17 protein-coding genes are annotated in these 17,981 nt (G+C 56.6%); 13 read left to right on the top strand and 4 right to left on the bottom strand.

Features of this window, described 5'->3' with window-relative positions; all coding sequences use genetic code 11:
- The first annotated feature begins 47 nt into the window (after positions 1-47).
- The 12 genes from ACQCLF_RS12425 to ACQCLF_RS12370 all read left to right on the top strand — a co-directional run bounded on the left by ACQCLF_RS12425 (position 48) and on the right by ACQCLF_RS12370 (position 11,091).
- The gene (locus ACQCLF_RS12425; RefSeq protein ID WP_426987728.1) at positions 48-872 is read left to right on the top strand and encodes a MinD/ParA family protein; all 825 of its coding nucleotides are present in this window, start codon (positions 48-50) and stop codon (positions 870-872) included.
- 24 nt (positions 873-896) lie between these two features.
- Complete coding sequence (locus ACQCLF_RS12420; RefSeq protein ID WP_426987726.1) at positions 897-1,640, top strand: RNA polymerase sigma factor FliA; 744 nt, start codon at positions 897-899, stop codon at positions 1,638-1,640.
- A gap of 171 nt (positions 1,641-1,811) precedes the next feature.
- Positions 1,812-2,195 (top strand): chemotaxis response regulator CheY, encoded by a 384-nt coding sequence (cheY, locus tag ACQCLF_RS12415; protein WP_426987724.1) that lies wholly within the window; start codon positions 1,812-1,814, stop codon positions 2,193-2,195.
- 49 nt (positions 2,196-2,244) lie between these two features.
- Entirely contained in the window at positions 2,245-3,045 is an 801-nt protein-coding gene (locus tag ACQCLF_RS12410) for a protein phosphatase CheZ (protein ID WP_426987722.1), read from the top strand.
- Positions 3,046-3,174: 129 nt separating this feature from the next.
- Positions 3,175-5,406 (top strand): chemotaxis protein CheW, encoded by a 2,232-nt coding sequence (locus ACQCLF_RS12405; RefSeq protein ID WP_426987720.1) that lies wholly within the window; start codon positions 3,175-3,177, stop codon positions 5,404-5,406.
- Between the two features lie 90 nt (positions 5,407-5,496).
- Positions 5,497-6,567 (top strand): protein-glutamate methylesterase/protein-glutamine glutaminase, encoded by a 1,071-nt coding sequence (locus ACQCLF_RS12400; protein WP_426987718.1) that lies wholly within the window; start codon positions 5,497-5,499, stop codon positions 6,565-6,567.
- A 2-nt stretch (positions 6,568-6,569) separates the two neighbouring features.
- Positions 6,570-7,313, top strand: coding sequence for a flagellar motor protein (locus ACQCLF_RS12395; protein ID WP_426987716.1), 744 nt, complete (start codon positions 6,570-6,572; stop codon positions 7,311-7,313).
- Positions 7,314-7,322: 9 nt separating this feature from the next.
- Positions 7,323-8,450, top strand: a complete 1,128-nt coding sequence (gene motD, locus ACQCLF_RS12390; protein WP_426987714.1) for a flagellar motor protein MotD — start codon at positions 7,323-7,325, stop codon at positions 8,448-8,450.
- A 50-nt stretch (positions 8,451-8,500) separates the two neighbouring features.
- Entirely contained in the window at positions 8,501-9,310 is an 810-nt protein-coding gene (locus tag ACQCLF_RS12385; RefSeq protein ID WP_426987712.1) for a ParA family protein, read from the top strand.
- A complete protein-coding gene (locus ACQCLF_RS12380; protein WP_426987710.1) occupies positions 9,307-10,113 on the top strand; it encodes a chemotaxis protein CheW in 807 nt (268 codons plus the stop codon). The genes ACQCLF_RS12385 and ACQCLF_RS12380 overlap by 4 nt, the downstream gene beginning before the upstream one ends.
- 79 nt (positions 10,114-10,192) lie before the next feature.
- Positions 10,193-10,696: a chemotaxis protein CheW gene (locus ACQCLF_RS12375; RefSeq protein ID WP_426987708.1), complete on the top strand. Its 504-nt coding sequence runs from the start codon at positions 10,193-10,195 to the stop codon at positions 10,694-10,696.
- Complete coding sequence (locus tag ACQCLF_RS12370; RefSeq protein ID WP_426987706.1) at positions 10,696-11,091, top strand: DUF2802 domain-containing protein; 396 nt, start codon at positions 10,696-10,698, stop codon at positions 11,089-11,091. Before ACQCLF_RS12375 ends, ACQCLF_RS12370 begins: the two co-directional genes overlap by 1 nt.
- A 21-nt stretch (positions 11,092-11,112) precedes the next feature.
- Here ACQCLF_RS12370 and ACQCLF_RS12365 read toward each other — a convergent pair whose 3' ends face one another.
- The 4 genes from ACQCLF_RS12365 to ACQCLF_RS12350 all read right to left on the bottom strand — a co-directional run bounded on the left by ACQCLF_RS12365 (position 11,113) and on the right by ACQCLF_RS12350 (position 15,117).
- The gene (locus ACQCLF_RS12365; RefSeq protein WP_426987704.1) at positions 11,113-11,865 is read right to left on the bottom strand and encodes a YciK family oxidoreductase; all 753 of its coding nucleotides are present in this window, start codon (positions 11,863-11,865) and stop codon (positions 11,113-11,115) included.
- 415 nt (positions 11,866-12,280) lie between these two features.
- The gene (locus ACQCLF_RS12360) at positions 12,281-13,003 is read right to left on the bottom strand and encodes an HAD family hydrolase (protein WP_426987702.1); all 723 of its coding nucleotides are present in this window, start codon (positions 13,001-13,003) and stop codon (positions 12,281-12,283) included.
- A 5-nt stretch (positions 13,004-13,008) separates the two neighbouring features.
- Positions 13,009-13,710 (bottom strand): bifunctional 2-polyprenyl-6-hydroxyphenol methylase/3-demethylubiquinol 3-O-methyltransferase UbiG, encoded by a 702-nt coding sequence (gene ubiG, locus ACQCLF_RS12355; protein WP_426987700.1) that lies wholly within the window; start codon positions 13,708-13,710, stop codon positions 13,009-13,011.
- Between the two features lie 78 nt (positions 13,711-13,788).
- On the bottom strand, positions 13,789-15,117 hold the full coding sequence (locus ACQCLF_RS12350) for a TRZ/ATZ family hydrolase (protein WP_426987698.1): 1,329 nt from the start codon (positions 15,115-15,117) through the stop codon (positions 13,789-13,791).
- A 294-nt stretch (positions 15,118-15,411) separates the two neighbouring features.
- Between ACQCLF_RS12350 and gyrA the strand changes: the two genes are divergently transcribed.
- The gene (gyrA, locus tag ACQCLF_RS12345) at positions 15,412-17,979 is read left to right on the top strand and encodes a DNA gyrase subunit A (RefSeq protein WP_426987696.1); all 2,568 of its coding nucleotides are present in this window, start codon (positions 15,412-15,414) and stop codon (positions 17,977-17,979) included.
- The last annotated feature ends 2 nt before the right edge of the window (positions 17,980-17,981 follow it).

Here is a 17,981-nt window from a genome sequence, read left to right as displayed (position 1 = left end):
CCTCCCAATTCGGGGTATTAAGGGCAGCGGAGGAGATCAATAACCAGATGAGTCAGATGCGTCCGGTTCAAGTCATCGCGGTTTCCGGCGGCAAAGGTGGCGTTGGCAAAAGCAATATCTCGGTTAATCTGAGCATTGCGCTGGCCGAGCTGCGTCGACGGGTAGTGCTGCTGGATGCCGACCTGGGGTTGGCCAACGTCGATGTTCTGTTGGGGCTGAAAACCCGGCATACATTATCGGATGTCCTGGAAGGCCAGCTTTCCCTGATGGATGTGCTCGTGGACGGCCCGGCGGGTTTGAAAATAGTGCCGGCGGCCTCCGGCGTTCAGCGCATGACGATGCTCGGCCCGCGTGAGCACGCGGGGCTGATCAATGCGTTCAGTGAACTGAGCGACCAAGTGGATATTCTGGTGGTAGATACTGCTGCGGGTATTTCTGACACCGTGGTCAGCTTTGTTCGTGCCGCTCACGAAGTGCTGGTCGTGGTGTGCGATGAACCGTCATCCATTACCGACGCCTATGCGCTGATCAAAGTGCTCAACCGCGATCATGATCTGCAACGTTTTCGCGTGGTGGCGAACATGACTCGTACTCCCCGGGAGGGTCAGTCAATGTTCAACAAGCTCAACAGCGTATGCGAACGGTTTTTGGACGTTACGCTGCAATACGTCGGGCACATTCCGTTTGACGAAAGCGTCCGCAAAGCGGTGCAGAAGCAAAAATCATTGTTGGAGTTCGCCCCGCATGCGAAGGCGGCCCAGGCTATTCGGGAACTCGCTAAAGAGGTGGATAAATGGCCATTGCCCAGTGCGCCGACCGGTCGGCTGGAGTTCTTTGTGGAACGCCTCCTTCAGGTTGCCAATCAACGCTAATGGGTGAGCTTGAGGTAACTGAGAATGGCTGCAACCGATCAACTTGCCATGTATGACAGAACCCGCCAGTACACCAATGATATTCGGGTGGAAGACTATGCGCCGCTGGTCAAGCGGATTGCCCACCATATGATGCTGCGCATGCCGGCTTGTGTTCAGGTTGAGGATCTGATCCAGGCCGGCATGATCGGTCTTCTGGAGGCTTCTCAGAAATACGACGCCTCTCGGGGTGCCAGCTTCGAAACTTACGCCGGTATCCGGATTCGCGGGGCAATCGTGGACGAAATGCGTCGCGGTGACTGGGCACCGCGCTCCGTGCACCGTAACGCCCGGCGCATCAGCGAGGCGATAGGGCAGGTTGAAGCCCGCACCGGACGGGATGCTCAGGATGCCGAAGTGGCCGATGAGCTGGGTGTCGATCTCAACAATTACTTTGATATGTTGCGCGATGCCAGCGCCAGCCGCCTTTTCAGCTATGAGGAGACCTTTGGGGACGACGAGTCCAGTCTGACGAGCGGCTCAAGCCTTGAGCACCACAGCCCGCTTGAAGGTATCCAGCGTTCAGCGCTAAAGCAATCCCTCTCTCAGGCGATAACCCAATTACCGGAGCGCGAACAACTGGTTCTTGCGCTGTACTACGATCAGGAATTGAACCTTAAGGAAATTGGCCAGGTGCTGGGTGTCAGTGAGTCCAGGGTCAGCCAAATTCACAGCCAGGCGGCGTTGCGCCTGCGCACGCGTCTGGCAGATTGGCGCGAGAATGATTGACCAGCCTGCCGAATCTGGGTAACTTGCCTGAGATAACGGACTCTCATCTGGCACATTGGCCGGTATGGTGAGCGTGACGCGTTCAAACCAGTAACGAATCAGTAAAACGTATCGGGGCCGTTTAGGCCTCGTCCGATCAAACGGCTCCCGCCATACGAGACGGAGGTTGCATTGGATAAAAACATGAAGATCCTGATTGTCGACGATTTTTCGACAATGCGACGGATTATCAAGAACCTGCTCAGAGATTTGGGTTTCAGTAACACCCACGAGGCGGATGATGGCGTGACTGCATTGCCCATGCTGCGCAGTGGTGATTTTGATTTCCTGATCACGGATTGGAATATGCCGGGGATGACGGGTATTGACCTGCTTCGAGCCGTGCGCGAGGAAGAAAAACTGCATGCCTTGCCGGTCCTGATGGTGACCGCTGAAGCCAAGCGCGACCAGATCATTGAGGCGGCCCAGGCCGGGGTCAATGGTTATGTGGTCAAGCCGTTCACGGCCGCAGCCCTTAAGGAAAAAATTGAAAAGATTTTCGAGCGCGTTGGTTGATCGCGTCGGCGGTTACATTTGTTAGCGCCGGATACAATAAGGCACTCCCATGGCTTCCACAACTCAATTGCATGAAAACGATGCATTCATTTCCGAGCTTAAGGAATGCGCCAAACTGCTGATTGAAAAACTGCAGGGCGATCATTTTCAGGAAGCATCGGAATTGATTCACGCGATCACCGAAGTGCGTGATCGGCATATTTATCAATCCGTGGGCAGGCTGACCCGCGGGTTGCACGATGCCATTGTCAATATGAACGTTGATGGCGATTTCAGCTCAGAGCCGCCCAGCATCGAAAATTCTGAAATTCGGGATGCGTCCAATCGCCTCAATTATGTGATCGACCTGACCCAGAAGGCCGCTGAGCGGACCATGGATATGGTGGATGAGTCCGCGCCCATCTCCACCAATCTCGGTCAGGAGGCAGCCGCTTTGCGTACCGAATGGGCACGCTTAAAGCGCCGGGAAATGAGCTCGGATGAGTTTCGGGATCTGTATCACCGAATGGATGACTTTCTCGGCCAGATGGTGTCGGGTACCGAGCAGATTGGCAGTAACCTTCAGGAAATCGTACTGGAGCAAGGCTTCCAGGATCTGACAGGACAGGTGCTGAAGCGGGTGATTGGCCTGATCAACGATGTTGAGCAGGACCTGGTCAGCCTGGTGTGTATTGCCTCACAGGTAGAAGATGTTACAGGTTTAACCGTTGAGGCCGATAACGAAGAGCGAGTGGTGAAAACACGCCAGAAAAGCTCCGGTGAAGGGCCACAAATCAATGCCAGCGAGCGAAAAGATGTGGTCTCCAACCAGGATGAAGTTGACGATCTGCTCTCCAGCCTGGGCTTTTAAATGACGGGGCAGTGATTTCCAGTTGAGATACGGCGTTAAGCCGCTCGCCGAGTGAGAGCCTTGCGCCAAAGCGATTAAAGGCAGGAGCGGGTGTGAAAAAAGCGTATAAAGCGTATATAGGAGCGCTGAATGGGTTTCGGTGACGACGAAGAAATTCTCCAGGACTTCCTGGTTGAGGCAAGTGAAATATTGGAGAAATTGTCGGAGCAACTGGTCCAACTGGAGCAGCGGCCCGATGACACCGATTTGCTCAACGCAATCTTCCGCGGCTTCCATACCGTCAAAGGTGGCGCGGGCTTTCTTCAGCTCGATCCCATGGTGGAATGCTGCCACGTTACCGAAAACCTGTTTGATGTTCTCCGAAACGGTCAGCGCCAAGTCACCTCTGAGCTTATGGATGTGGTGCTGCAATCGCTAGACACCATCAACCAGCAATTTAATGACCTCTCCCAACGGGAAGAAATGTCGCAGGCTGATCCGGAGCTGATTGCCACTCTGCAGCGCCTGGTAGATGGCCAGCCTGTTGCCGAGAGCGATTCTTCCGGTGAAGACCCGGCGGTCGATAGTGAAGCAGCCCCCGTATCGTTTACCGGGCAACCCGCCTCGGCATCGGGTAACGTCGGAGGTGATATCACCGACGAGGAGTTCGAGCAATTGCTGGATGCGATCACCGACGAGGGACCGGCATCCAAACCTTCTGCGCCAGCGGATTCGTCCAGCGATGTGATCGAAGAGGACGAGTTCGAAGCGTTGCTCGACGAGTTGCATGGTAAAGGGAAAGCACCGGGCAAACACGAAGGCAAAACCGAAGACGGTAATGTCGCTAATGCTAATAAAAGTTCGGCGACCTCATCATCGTCCGGCGATGAGATCGACGATGATGAATTTGAAGCCTTGCTGGATGAGTTACACGGTAAGGGCAAGGGTCCCGGCACCACGAACGCTAAACCGGATAGCTCCGCCAAAGCGGCAGCCCCCAAACAGGAAGAGCAGGCGCTGATTACCGACGACGAGTTCGAGTCTTTGCTGGATGAATTGCACGGTAAAGGACGTAGCCCTGGGGCCGGTACCAAAAAGTCTGCCGGCGCAGCTCCTGCCAACAAAGCCCCTTCAAATAAGCCTCTTGAAAGCAAAGCCGGCAGTGCCGCTAAGCCAGAGAAAGGCCCGGGCAAGACCGACAAGGACGCTACGCCCGCAGAGACCACAGTGCGCGTGGACACGCAGCGTCTGGACGACATCATGAACATGGTGGGTGAGTTGGTGTTGGTCCGCAACCGTTTGGTGCGCCTGGGTGATGATATTGAGAATGAATCCCTGGCCAAAGCCGTTTCCAATCTGGATGTGGTGACAGCCGATCTGCAAAGCTCCGTGATGAAAACTCGCATGCAACCGATCAAAAAAGTGTTTGGTCGATTCCCGCGGGTGGTACGCGACCTGGCTCGCAACCTGAAAAAAGAAGTCACGTTGGAACTGGTGGGAGAAGACACCGATCTGGATAAAAACCTGGTAGAGGCGCTGTCCGACCCTTTGATTCACCTGGTGCGCAACTCTGTGGATCACGGCATTGAATTGCCGGAGGTTCGGGAAGCCGAGGGTAAACCCAAGGCGGGTAAAGTGGTACTCGCTGCCGAGCAGGAGGGTGATCATATTCTGCTCTCCATTACTGACGATGGCGCCGGTATGGACCCTGATAAATTGCGGAATATTGCCGTTGATAAGGGTGTGATGGATCGTGATGGCGCAGACCGTCTGTCTGACGCCGAAGCGTTTAACCTGATTTTTGCGCCGGGTTTCTCTACCAAAAAAGAAATTTCCGATGTCTCCGGCCGGGGCGTGGGAATGGATGTGGTGAAAACCAAAATCAGCCAGCTTAACGGCACCATCGAAATTCAGTCCACCAAGGGTCAAGGCACTCGGCTGAACATCAAGGTCCCGCTGACATTGGCGATTATGCCCACCTTGATGGTGATGCTGGGAGAGCAGGCTTTTGCGCTGCCCTTGGCCAGTGTGCAAGAAATTTTCCACATGGATATGAGAAAAAGCCACGTGGTGGATGGGCAGGAGTGCGTCACGATTCGGGACCGGGCCATTCCAGTTTTCTACCTCAAGGACTGGTTGATTAAAGGCGCTGCTCGACAACGGGAGCAGGAAGCTCATGTGGTGATCGTTGCGATTGGCACTCGCATCGTCGGCTTCGTGGTAGATCAGCTGCTGGGCCAGGAAGAGGTCGTGATCAAGCCGCTCGGCAAGGTTTTGCAAGGGACGCCGGGCATGGCAGGTGCTACCATCACGGGGGACGGCACCATGGCTTTAATTTTGGACATCCCTGGGCTGCTTAAACGCTACGCTGGTGGAGTGTAGCTGCGGTCAATACGATGTGGCAGGCGAGTCGGAGATGAGACAGGTGCTGATTAGCGCACTTGGATTGGTTTTTCTTAGGAGTTCAGCAGCATGCCGTTAAGGGTGTTAGTGGTCGATGATTCCAATTTCTTTCGCCAGCGGTTGAAGGAGATGATCGAGCAACACCCGGAGCTTACTGTTGCGGGTGTTGCCTCCAATGGTCGTGAAGCGGTAGAGCAGGCGAGATCGCTCAAACCAGACCTGATCACAATGGACTTCGAAATGCCGGAAATGGACGGGATAACCGCTGTCCGGCATATCATGGCCGAGCGGCCCATCCCCATTCTGATGTTTTCTTCGCTCACTTACGAAGGGGCGCGCATTACCCTGGATGCACTGTCAGCCGGTGCGACCGACTTCATGCCTAAGGACTTTGGCGAAGTTTCCAGAAACGCACAGGCTCTACGCGATAAATTGCACGAGCGGCTGTTGACGCTGGGGCGGCAGTCGCGAGCTTCTGCCAGCGCCACCCGGGCCGCCACGAGGCTTCAGCGCCCCGCGCCCGAGATCGCCGACCCTCAGGAAAGCCCTGCACCTGCTTCTCGCCCGGCTGTCGGCAAGCGCCATTATCGATTATTGGTTATCGGCGCCTCTACGGGTGGTCCTGTCGCGCTGACCGATGTGCTGGTGAATCTACCGGCCCGTTTCCCGTTGCCGATCGTGCTGGTACAGCACATGCCTGAAAATTTTACTCGCGCTTTTGCGGAACGACTGGATCGACAATGCCAGGTGCGGGTCCGGGAAGCAAAGGACGGCGACGCCCTGGAACCCGGGCTTGCGCTGTTGGCGCCAGGAGGCAAACAGCTGATGGTCGATGGCCGTGGCTCGGTGCGGATTCTGGATGATCAGCGGGTCACCTATAAACCCTCACTGGACATTACCTTTGGCTCGGCGGCCAAACATTATGGGGCAAAGGTGCTGGGTGTGGTATTGACCGGCATGGGCGCGGATGGCCGCGAAGGCGCACGAATGCTAAAGCAGTCAGGCTCCACCATTTGGTCCCAGGACGAAGCCAGTTGTGTGATTTACGGCATGCCTATGGCGGTAGCCAAAGCGGGCTTGTCCGATAAAGTATTGAGCTTGAAAGATATCGGGCCCCGGTTGGCCCGGGAGGTTGGCTGACCGTGGATCTGCTCAGCATCCTGGGAGTTATTGTCGGTTTCGCGGCACTGATCGGTGGTAATTTTATAGAGGGCGGTACGCTCTCCTCCTTGTTGAACGGTCCGGCGGCGTTGATTGTAGTGGGTGGCACTTTGGGTGCGGCGATGCTGCAAACACCGAAAGTGCACTTGAAGCGGGCGCTGCAAATATTTCCCTGGATATTCCGCCCGCCAGTCAACGCTTTTCAAACGGGTATTAACTGTATCGTCAATTGGTCTGTTACCGCCCGTAAGCAAGGTCTGCTGGGGTTGGAACAAATTGCGGACAATGAAAGCGACCCTTTTGCACGCAAGGGCCTGCAGCTGATGGTGGACGGGAGCGAACCGATGGTCATTCGTCGCGTCATGGAAAATGAGCTGATTCTCAGTGAACAACGCGATCAGGACGCGGTACGGTTTTACGAATGCATGGGTGGTTATTCACCCACGATTGGCATTATCGGCGCGGTGATGGGGCTCATCCATGTCATGCGAAACCTGGCGGATCCAGAACAGCTTGGCCCCGGTATTGCTGTCGCTTTCGTCGCGACCATTTATGGCGTGGCATTAGCCAATCTTTTCTTGTTGCCCATCGCTAACAAGCTGAAAATGTGTATCAATGAGCGTTCACATTATCGTGAGTTGATGATCGAGGGCATCATCGCCATCGCAGACGGGGAAAACCCTCGTTCTATTGAGATGAAACTCAACGGCTACCTGCACAAATAGAGGTTGCCCATGCCGCGCCGCCGTCCCTCAGAACTGAACGTGAACCACGAGCGCTGGCTGGTTTCCTATGCAGATTTTATTACGCTGCTGTTTGCGTTTTTTGTGGTGATGTACTCCATTTCTCAAGTGAGCGAGAGCAAGTATCGAGTATTGTCCGAAACCTTGACCGAAGCTTTCGAGCCCACACGCTCGGTGCGGCCCCTTCAGGTGGGTCAGCCCTCGCGATCTCCATCCTCGTCCGCTATCGATATACGCGGGGACGAGCGGGGCGATACAACAAATCCCCAGCTCGGTGAAAGCGCCTCAGTGGATGCGCTGGATGAGTTGGGGGATTTGGGAGAACTGGGTGAACTCGCACAACGTATCAATGATCGTTTCAGCGATCTGATCGGCGAGGATTTGCTGGAGGTCTACGCCAATGAGCACTGGCTGAAGGTCGAGTTGAAAGACAGCATTCTCTTTGAGTCCGCCAGTGCAGAGCCCAGTGGCCAGGCAAGGGACATTTTCCAGGAAATGGCGTTGTTGCTGAGTGAATACCAGAGCCCTGTCCAGGTGGAAGGCCATACGGATAATCGACCGATACAGAATGTACAGTACCCCAGCAACTGGGAATTATCGGCGGCGCGCGCCAGTGCTATCGTCAAATTGTTGGCGGCCAGTGGCGTATCGGCTGCGAGGCTGTCGGCGGTGGGGTATGGTGAATATCAGCCGGTGGCGGATAACGATACACCTGAGGGGCAAGCGAAAAACCGTCGCGTGGCGTTGATGATTGCACGGGAGGCCATGAACCGACCGACGACACCTCTGTCGGAGACGGGCTGGTTGGACGCGACGGGAAACACTCAGGAGGAGCCTGGTACATCACAGGCGAGTTCAGAGGCTGCGGCTCAAGCTCCTGTGTTTCAAGCCCCTGTGCCTCAAGCCTCTGTGTCTCAAGAAAGTCTGAGTCAGGCCGATAACGGAGTATCGACGTCCGATGCACCCGAAGAAGCCCCGGATGCTGATCAGAGCCGAGAAGTCGAGCAAAAAGTGATTGAGCCTGTACAATTGGAGGGCGGCGGGTTGCTGTTCAGCAGTGATCCGGAGTTGCCACGCCAGCGGCGTGTAGCCCCTCAGCAAAACGCACCGGAACCATAGCGGCCACGCCGCACCCGGTTTTTTCAATGACAGTGTGAGGAAAGACCCCGTTGCGAGCCTGGAGTGTAGCCAATCAGAAGGGTGGTGTCGGTAAAACCACCACGACTGTCGCCCTGGGTGGCCTGGCCGCGGATCAGGGTCGTCGCGTATTAATGATTGATTTGGACCCTCACGGTTCGCTGAGCACCTATTTTGGCCATGACCCGGACTCGGCGCGCAGCAGTGTGTTCACCTTGTTTGAGGAGCGCCGTCAATTGACACCGGGGCGTATCCGAGAGCTGATTCAGCCCACTAAGTTCGAGCGGTTACACGTGTTGCCGTCGGCCACGGCCCTGGCCACGCTGGAGCGTCACTCGGTGGGGCAAGAGGGAATGGGGCTGGTACTGACACGCGCACTGACGCAAATATATGATGATTATGATCTGGTCCTGATCGATACACCCCCGCTGCTAGGGGTGTTGATGGTGAATGCACTGGCGGCGGCGCACCGGCTGATAATGCCCGTGCAAACGGAGTACTTGGCGCTCAAAGGCCTGGAGCGTATGGTTAATACGTTGAAGATGATGAGTAAATCCCGTCAAAACCCGCTCGAATACCATGTGGTGCCGGTCATGTTTGATCGCCGCACCCAGGCTTCGGTCAGCAGTTTGTTGACCATTCGCAACACGTACCCTGACCACGTATGGCCGGGCATGATTCCCGTGGACACCAAATTTCGAGATGCCAGTAAGGCGGGCATTCCGCCGCACCGTTTTGAGCCTGACAGCCGTGGTGCCGACGCTTACCGCTCGTTGTATAAGTGGTTAATCCGCAAAGAGCCAGTTGTGGCAACCGCGTCGGCCATGGGAGGTCGGGGATGAACCGCCCTGATAATGAGACCGACCCTCAGGCTCGGCTTCAGTCCTATCTGGACGAGCTGCTGATCACCCCGGAGCCGGCGGCAGTCGCGTATGCTGAACCTGATTCCACCGACGCGAATCCGCAGCGGGAGCGTTTGCAAAAGCTCCTGTACAGCGCAGCCGCGCCCGCAACGAAAACGGTGATTGAAACACCGGCCATTGTGGACCCCCGGCCAGCTCCGGAAAAACCTCAGGAATCTCCTGCGCAGTTCGCGCCTGAGATTGGGGCGCCTGGGATTGAGGTGCCCGAACCGGAGGCGTCGGCCCCCGTGTTCCGCATGAAAGACGTTGAGTGGCTCGACAATGGTCGCCCGGCCTGGGCACAGCGGCGCTTTGATGTGTTGCTGTTCGACGTGTCAGGGCTGACGTTGGCCGTGCCCCTGGTGGCCCTGGGTCAAATTCAGCCGTTAACCGACGAGTTAACACCGCTTTTCGGGCAAGCGGACTGGTTTATGGGCCTGCTGCCCACGTCGACGGGCAAAGTGCGCACGGTTAATACCGCTAAATTCGTCATGCCTGAACGCTACGATGAACACTTCCTGGAAACCGCCCAATATGTGGTATCGATCGATGGGGTTCCCTGGGGTTTGGCGGTGGACGCCGTGAACCAGCCGATCAGCCTTGATCCCGAGGATGTGAAGTGGCGATCCGAGCGAAGTCGGCGCCCCTGGCTGGCCGGGACGGTAAAGCAACATATGTGCGCTTTGCTGGATATTCCCCGGATGGGGCAACTTTTGATGGACGCTGATCGCAAGCGTGCTTGAACTGGCTCACCGAGGCCCGAATCGGCTATAGTGAGCAACTACGACACCCGAGATATTTGAGTGATTGAGGAACTGAGGAATGGCCACTGAAACGGCGACCAAACACAGTCAGAAAAACTCCAAAGACGGCACGGATCAGGTCATGCAGTGGGTCACCTTCCGGTTGGACGGGGAGACCTATGGCATCAACGTGATGCAAGTTCAGGAAGTGTTGCGTTACTCCGAAATCGCACCCGTGCCCGGTGCCCCGGCGTACGTGCTGGGCATTATCAACTTGCGCGGCAATGTGGTCACTGTGATCGACACTCGCCACCGCTTCGCGCTGGCCGAGGGTGAAGTGACTGACAATACCCGTATTGTCATCATCGAAACGGACAACCATGTGATTGGCATTCTGGTTGATAGCGTGGCGGAGGTGGTGTACCTCAATCAATCCGAAATTGAAACGGCGCCGAATGTTGGCAATGAAGAAAGTGCCAAGTTTATTCAGGGTGTGTGCCATAAAAATGATGAGCTGCTAATCCTGATTGATCTGAACAAGCTGCTTTCCAATGAAGAGTGGGCGGAGCTCGACGAGATTTGATGAACTGGCTGTGGCTTGCTGTGGGACTTAGCGTGGTGGTGAGCTTGCTCGCTCTGTGGCTGGCTGCGCTCTCATTCCGCGCAAGTCATCGCCAGCTTGACCGCATGCGTCACAGCCAGAAACGCCTGGAAAGCGAGCTGGCCGTGTCTAACAGTGCCGCCATTGGCATGGGCAACCGTTTACTGGCCATGGAGAAGCGCGTGACCGCCAATCGTGAGGCGGGTGGCGGTTCGGCAGCGAGCGACGGCGAGTTACCTTACACTGAGGCAAGCCAGTTGTTTCAAATGGGACACGATGCGGCGGAAGTGGCTCGGCGCTGTGGCCTGTCCCGTGCCGAAGCTTCATTGCTGCAAACAATGCAGGAGTACAACCCCTCGACTTCCCGCCGCTCTTGAGTCGTCGCCCGACTTGCCTTGCTATTGAGCGTTAAAAATCTCTCCGGTTATTCCTTTCGCATCGTCGCTCATCAGGTAGACATACAATGGCATATGGTCTTCAGGCCGGGGCAGGGTTTTCGGGTCTTCCGCCGGATAGGCACTGGCTCGCATTGAAGTGCGGGTGGCGCCGGGGTTAATACTGTTTACCCGCATTGAGGAAGCTCCCTCAAGCTCGTCGGCCAGTGTTTGCATCAGGTTATCCTGAGCGGATTTTGAGGCGGCGTAAGCGCCCCAAAACGCACGTCCCTTATTGGCCACTCCGGAGCTGGTAAACACAATACTGCCTTGCTCGGCTTTTTCCATGAGAGGCAACAGTGCCTGGGTCAGCATGAAAGGCGCGTTGACGTTGATATGCATTACTCGCATCCAGGTGTCCGCAGCGTAGCTGGCAATCGGTGTGCGTTCTCCGAGATCTCCGGCGTTGTGCAGCAAACCGTGCAAGACGCCGAATTCCTGAAGGAGGACATCGGAGAGGTCCCGGTAGTCTTTTTCCGTCGCGCCTTCGAGGTTGATGGGATAAATGGCCGGTTGCGGGCCGCCTTCGCGCTCAATTTCATCGTAGACGTGTTCGAGTTTGGCGGTGGTGCGCCCGAGCAATACAACGGTAGCGCCGTGGGCGGCGAACGTCTTGGCGGCGACGCGACCAATGCCATCACCCGCGCCGGTCACCACGATGATTTTGTCTTTGAGGGCGTCAGAGGCGGGATGGTAGTTGCTTGGTAATTTCATCATTCAAGAGATCCGTGTTGCGTTTTGAGCTTTGTTGGCGTCCGGGAGAGGGTCGGATAAACCCTTCGACGACCCGCCATGAATACATCCCTGTAGGCTTCATGTCGGCATCCATGCCTCGGCTTTGGCTCCTGCGTCGCTCTACCACATACATCCCTGTAGGCGTCCAAGAGTCGTCGAAGGGTTTACCCGACCCTCTCCCTAAGTGCCTCGAATAAAGTTCTGAGTCTGGGTTATTCCGGCAATTTGTCTTAGGAGTATCGGATTGCTAGAGGGGATTGATGCTCGTAGGTCGGAGGTGGGGTGGAGCTATTGGAAACTCTTGGAGGCATGGATGCCGACATGAAGCCCCCATGGATGGGTTTACGGCGTGTTTCCAATAGCTCCACCCCACCTCCGACCGGGCTTTAAATTGAGCCTAAACTTCCTCTGGAAATTCCTCCATTAGCGCCTGCAAAATCCCCAACATTTCCTCACCGTGCTCCACGCGATAATCCGCCCCCCAGGCGTCGACATCATCGCCCTCCTCAATGTAACCATACGCCGCCGCAATCGTTATTGCACCCGCACGCTTGCCGCACTCAATATCCCGTAAATGATCGCCGACATACACAATGTCTCGCGGCTCACAGCCCAACTGTTTCGCGGCCAGAAACAACGACTCCGGGTGCGGTTTGCGCTCTTCTACATGGTCCGGGCAGATTATACACTCCGCAGCCGGTTGCAAATCCAACTGCTCCATGAGCGGAATGGCATAGGCGGCGGGCTTGTTGGTCGCAATGCCCCACGGGATTTGCCACTCGTCCAACTGGGTCAACAATCGTTGCAAACCGGGGAACAGCTCGGTGTAAACCGCCAAATGGCCGCTGTAGATTTCCAGCAGGCGCTCGCGCAAGGGTTCATAGGCCGGATCTCCAGGGCCGACACCAAAAGCCAGTTCCACCAAGGCGCGGGCGCCATTGGATACGCGACGGCGAATGGTGGCGGCTGGCAGGGCGGGGCGGTCATGCTCCCCCAGGAGTTGATTGAGTACCACCACAAAATCCGGTGCTGTATCCAGCAGGGTGCCATCGAGGTCAAACAGGACAGCCCGCACGGTCTGTCGCGCGGAAGGCGGACGCGATGAAAGCACTGTATTCATAAAACTTATCCTATCCGCCTCGCGTGGACCATATAGTTGACGTCGACATCGCGGTCATTCAGGCGATAGTGCCGGGTCAGCGGGTTGTAGGTCAGGCCGGTGGTTTTGCACAACTCAAGGTTCGCCGTGCGCATCCAGCGGGATAACTCCGATGGACGAATGAATTTGCGATAGTCATGCGTGCCTTTGGGTAGTAAACGCAACACGTATTCGGCCCCGAGTATGGCAAAGGCGTAGGCCTTGGGGTTGCGGTTGATGGTAGAGAAGTAAACGTGTCCGCCGGGCTTGACCAGTCGTGCGCAGGCGGCGATGACGGAAGCGGGGTCGGGTACGTGCTCCAGCATTTCCAGGCAGGCGACAATGTCGTAGCGTTCCGGGGATTGGTCGGCCAGGTCTTCGACGGTGATTTGCCGGTAGTCGATTTCCAGTCCGGACTCCTGGGCATGCAGCCGGGCGACGCCCAGCGGCGCTTCGCCCATGTCAATGCCGGTTACGGTTGCTCCGCGCTGGGCGAGGGCCTCGCTCAGGATGCCACCTCCGCAGCCCACATCCAGCACGTTTCGGCCGGCGACGGGCGAATGCTGGTCAATAAAACCGGTCCGCAACGGATTGATATCGTGCAGGGGTTTGAATTCACTGTGACGGTCCCACCAGCGGCTGGCGAGCGCTTCGAACTTGGCCACTTCTGCGGCGTCAACATTACTCATGTGTTGAACTCCTAATTAGGCAGGGCCCGCCTGCCGTAATGCGTCTGGTGGTGCGTTGACCGGTCTCATGGATACGGTTCAGCGCTGGTTTCCGATTTGTTTGGCCCACCAGCGAGCTTTGCCAATCAATTCACGTTCGTTCAGGGTTTGCAACTGGCGACTCAGTAGCAGCGCTTTTCCGGCGACCCAGGCATGGCTTACTCGATGGCTGGAATCGGTGTACACCAGCTGAGAAACCGGGTTGTAAATGGGCTGGGAGGACAAATCACTCAGCTCGACGGCGATCACATCGGCTGATTTGCCGACCTCCAGGCTGCCAATTCGATCCTCAAGCCCAAGGGCTCTCGCACCATTTAATGTGGCCATGCGCAGAGCGCCGTGGGCATCCAGTGCATCGGCGCGCCCGGCCACGGCCTTGGCCAGCAGGGCGGCGGTTTTCATTTCCCCCAGCAAGCTCAGATCATTATTACTGGCGGCGCCATCGGTGCCGAGAGCCACGTTGATCCCCTCGTCCAGCAGTCGCTGCACAGGACAGAAGCCACTGGCCAGCTTGAGGTTCGATTCAGGGCAGTGTACGACATGGGCGCCGTGCTCACTCAGCAGGCGCACGTCGGAGTCGTCCACCTGAGTCATATGTACACATTGGGTCAGCGGCGAGAGCAGCCCCAGTTCTGCCAGCCGTTGGCTGGGTCGCTTGCCGTGTTCGTTCAACGAATCGGTGACTTCCTGGGCGGTTTCGTGGAGGTGTATCTGGATGGGCGCATCCAGTTCCTGAGCCAGGGTGGCGACTCGTTTCAATGTGTCGTCAGAGGCGGTGTAAGGCGCGTGAGGCCCAAAACCGACACGAACCAGGGGGTGGGCGCGGAAATCATCGTGGAGGCTCAGCCCTTTGCGCAGGTAGTCCTCGGCGTCCTGGCCCCAGGCACTGGGCATGTCGAAGACCGGAAAGTGGATGTGGGCGCGCATGTGTGCCTGCTGAGCGGCCTGGGCCGCCTGGCCTGGGAAAAAGTACATATCGCTGAAGCAGGTGGTGCCCGAGCGGATCATCTCCGCCATGGCCAGCTCTGTGCCGTCTCGCACCATGTCTTCGTTGACCCAGCGATTTTCAGTGGGCCAGATATACTGCTCAAGCCAGGTTTTGAGCGGAAGGTCGTCCGCCAGGCCGCGCAGCAGGCTCATGGCGGCGTGCCCGTGCGCGTTCACCAGACCGGGGGTCAGTAGGTGGTTGCCCAGAAAAATCGTTTGTTCGGCGTCGAAACGCTTGTCGGCTTCCTCCTGAGGGACCAGGGCGCGAATGACGCCTTTATCAACAATCAGCGCGCAGTGCTCGAACACCCGGTTCTCCGGCACGACCGGAGCTATCCAGCGGGCTTTGATGACCAGGCTGACGGTTTCGGGAGCAGACATAGAACAAATCCTGAGGCTTTATCGCAAAGGGCTCGCCAGTATACTCCGAAAGCACCGCTTCATGCAGGCGTGGGTGTCCGAAAAAGCCTGTCAAATCACCCCCTTGGCCGGTTTTTGTGGTAGTATTTGTCGTTTTGTAAATGGCCTCCGATGCTGGCTTCAAAGCGCGCTGCGGCGCGGGCGAGAGTGGTTCTGGTGGTCACCTTGCAGCCTCCCTGTCGGGTGGCTGTTTTTCCGATCATCAGGCAATGTTGATCCATTAGCCTTTTTGATAATAAGGAACTCTGCGAGTCCATGGGCGAATTAGCGAAAGAAGTTTCACCCGTCAATATCGAAGATGAGCTCAAGCAGTCCTATCTCGATTATGCGATGAGCGTTATCGTGGGCCGGGCACTACCGGATGTACGCGATGGCTTGAAGCCGGTTCACCGCCGCGTGCTGTTCGCGATGAACGAACTCAAAAACGACTGGAATAAACCGTATCTCAAATCTGCCCGTGTGGTGGGTGATGTGATCGGTAAATATCACCCGCACGGTGACTCTGCCGTATACGACACGGTGGTGCGCATGGCCCAGCCGTTCTCCCTGCGCTACATGCTGGTGGATGGACAGGGTAACTTCGGTTCCATCGACGGCGATAACGCCGCCGCCATGCGATACACCGAAGTGCGCATGGCCAAAATTGCCCACGACCTGCTCGCCGATCTCGACAAGGAAACGGTGGACTATGTCGACAACTACGACGGCAGCGAGCAGATTCCCGAAGTTCTTCCCACTCGCATTCCCAACCTGTTGGTCAATGGCTCGTCCGGTATTGCCGTCGGCATGGCCACCAATATACCGCCGCATAACCTGAAAGAGGTGGTCAAGGGCTGCCTGGCACTGATCGATAACGAAGATATCGAAATCGATGAGTTGATGGAGCATGTCCCGGGTCCGGATTTTCCCACGGGGGCCATCATCAATGGCCGTGCGGGCATCGTTCAGGCCTATCGTACCGGTCGTGGCCGCATTTATGTGCGCGCCAAGGCAGAGATTGAAGAAGACCCCAAGACCGGTCGTGAGACCATTATTGTTTCCGAGATTCCTTACCAGTTGAATAAGGCGCGCCTGATCGAAAAGATTGCCGAGCTGGTCAAGGACAAGAAAATCGAAGGTATCAGCGAGTTGCGGGACGAGTCTGATAAAGACGGCCTGCGTATCGTGATTGAAGTGAAGCGCAACGAGTCCGGTGAGGTCTTGCTCAACAACCTGTATGCGCAAACTCAGTTGCAAACCGTGTTTGGTATTAACATGGTGGCGTTGGAGGACGGTCAGCCCAAACTGCTGAACCTGAAGCAGTTGCTGGAGGCCTTTGTACGCCATCGCCGGGAGGTGGTGACCCGCCGTACGGTTTACTTGCTGCGCAAGGCGCGCGAGCGAGGCCATATCCTGGAAGGCCTGGCGATGGCCATCGCCAATATCGATGAAGTGATCGAGCTGATCAAGGCCTCCCCTTCACCCGCCGAAGCCAAGGACAGTTTGATGGCACGCGGCTGGGATACCAGGCAGATGACCGACTTCCTGGCCCGAGCGGGAGATGATGCCTGCAAGCCCGAGGATTTGGGGGATGAGTTTGGTGTGCGCGACGGACACTATTACCTCTCGGCCATGCAGGCTCAGGCCATTCTGGATTTGCGCTTGCATCGCCTGACCGGGATGGAGCACGACAAGCTGTTGGCCGAGTACGAAGAAAAGCTGGAGCAAATTGCCGGTTTTCTGGACATTCTGAACCGTTCCGAGCGCTTGATGGAAGTGATCCGTGAGGAACTGGAGCAGGTGATGACCAACTATGGTGATGATCGCCGTACGGAAATTACCGCCTCCACGCTTGATCTGACCACTGAAGATTTGATCGCCGAAGAAAACCGCGTCGTGACCATTTCTCACAACGGTTATGCCAAAACCCAGCCGCTGGATGATTATCAGGCCCAGCGCCGCGGGGGTATGGGTAAATCCGCAACGGCGGTGAAAGACGAAGACTTCGTCGAACACCTGTTGATCGCCAGCACCCACGACACCATTTTGTGTTTCACAAACGCCGGTAAAGTCTATTGGCTTAAAGTGTATATGATTCCGGTGGCCGGACGTCAGTCTCGCGGTCGTCCGGTGGTCAATTTGTTGCCGCTGGAAGAGGGTGAGCGCATTACCTCGATACTGCCGGTGAAAAATTACGATGCGGATCACTTTATTTTCATGGCCACGCGCCGTGGCACAGTGAAGAAAACGCCTTTGGATCAGTTCTCCCGCCAGCGCAGTGTGGGCCTGAAAGCGATTGAACTGGACGAAGGCGACTCCCTGGCTTTCACAGCGGTCACCAATGGCAGTCATGATGTCATGTTGTTCTCCAGCAGCGGCAAGGCCGTGCGCTTCCGCGAGGACACGGTTCGCTCCATGGGCCGCGTCTCGCGCGGTGTTCGCGGTATCCGGATGGACGACCCGTATCAAGTGGTGGGCATGATCGTGCCGGAAGAGGGCGGCAAAGTGCTGACGGTCAGTGAGCACGGCTACGGTAAACGGACACCGGTTGAGGAGTTCCCCACCAAAGGCCGTGGAGCGCAAGGCGTTATCGGGATGCAAACCACGGATCGAAACGGGCAACTGGTGAGTGCGGTTCAGGTGCTGGATGGTGAGGAAATCATGATGATTACTGACCTGGGCACATTGGTCCGTACCCGCGTGGATGAAGTCTCGGTGCTGAGTCGTAACACCCAGGGGGTTCGTCTGATTCGCCTCAAGGAAGGCGAACACGTCAAAGGCGTAGAGCGCATTGAGGAAGACGAAGAAAGTGGCGAGTCTTTGGTGGAGGACGACGCCGAGTAACC

Origin of the sequence: Marinimicrobium sp. ARAG 43.8, from assembly GCF_050113635.1 — a bacterium.
Taxonomy (GTDB): domain Bacteria; phylum Pseudomonadota; class Gammaproteobacteria; order Pseudomonadales; family Cellvibrionaceae; genus Marinimicrobium.
This window is presented reverse-complemented; position numbering and strand designations above follow the sequence as displayed.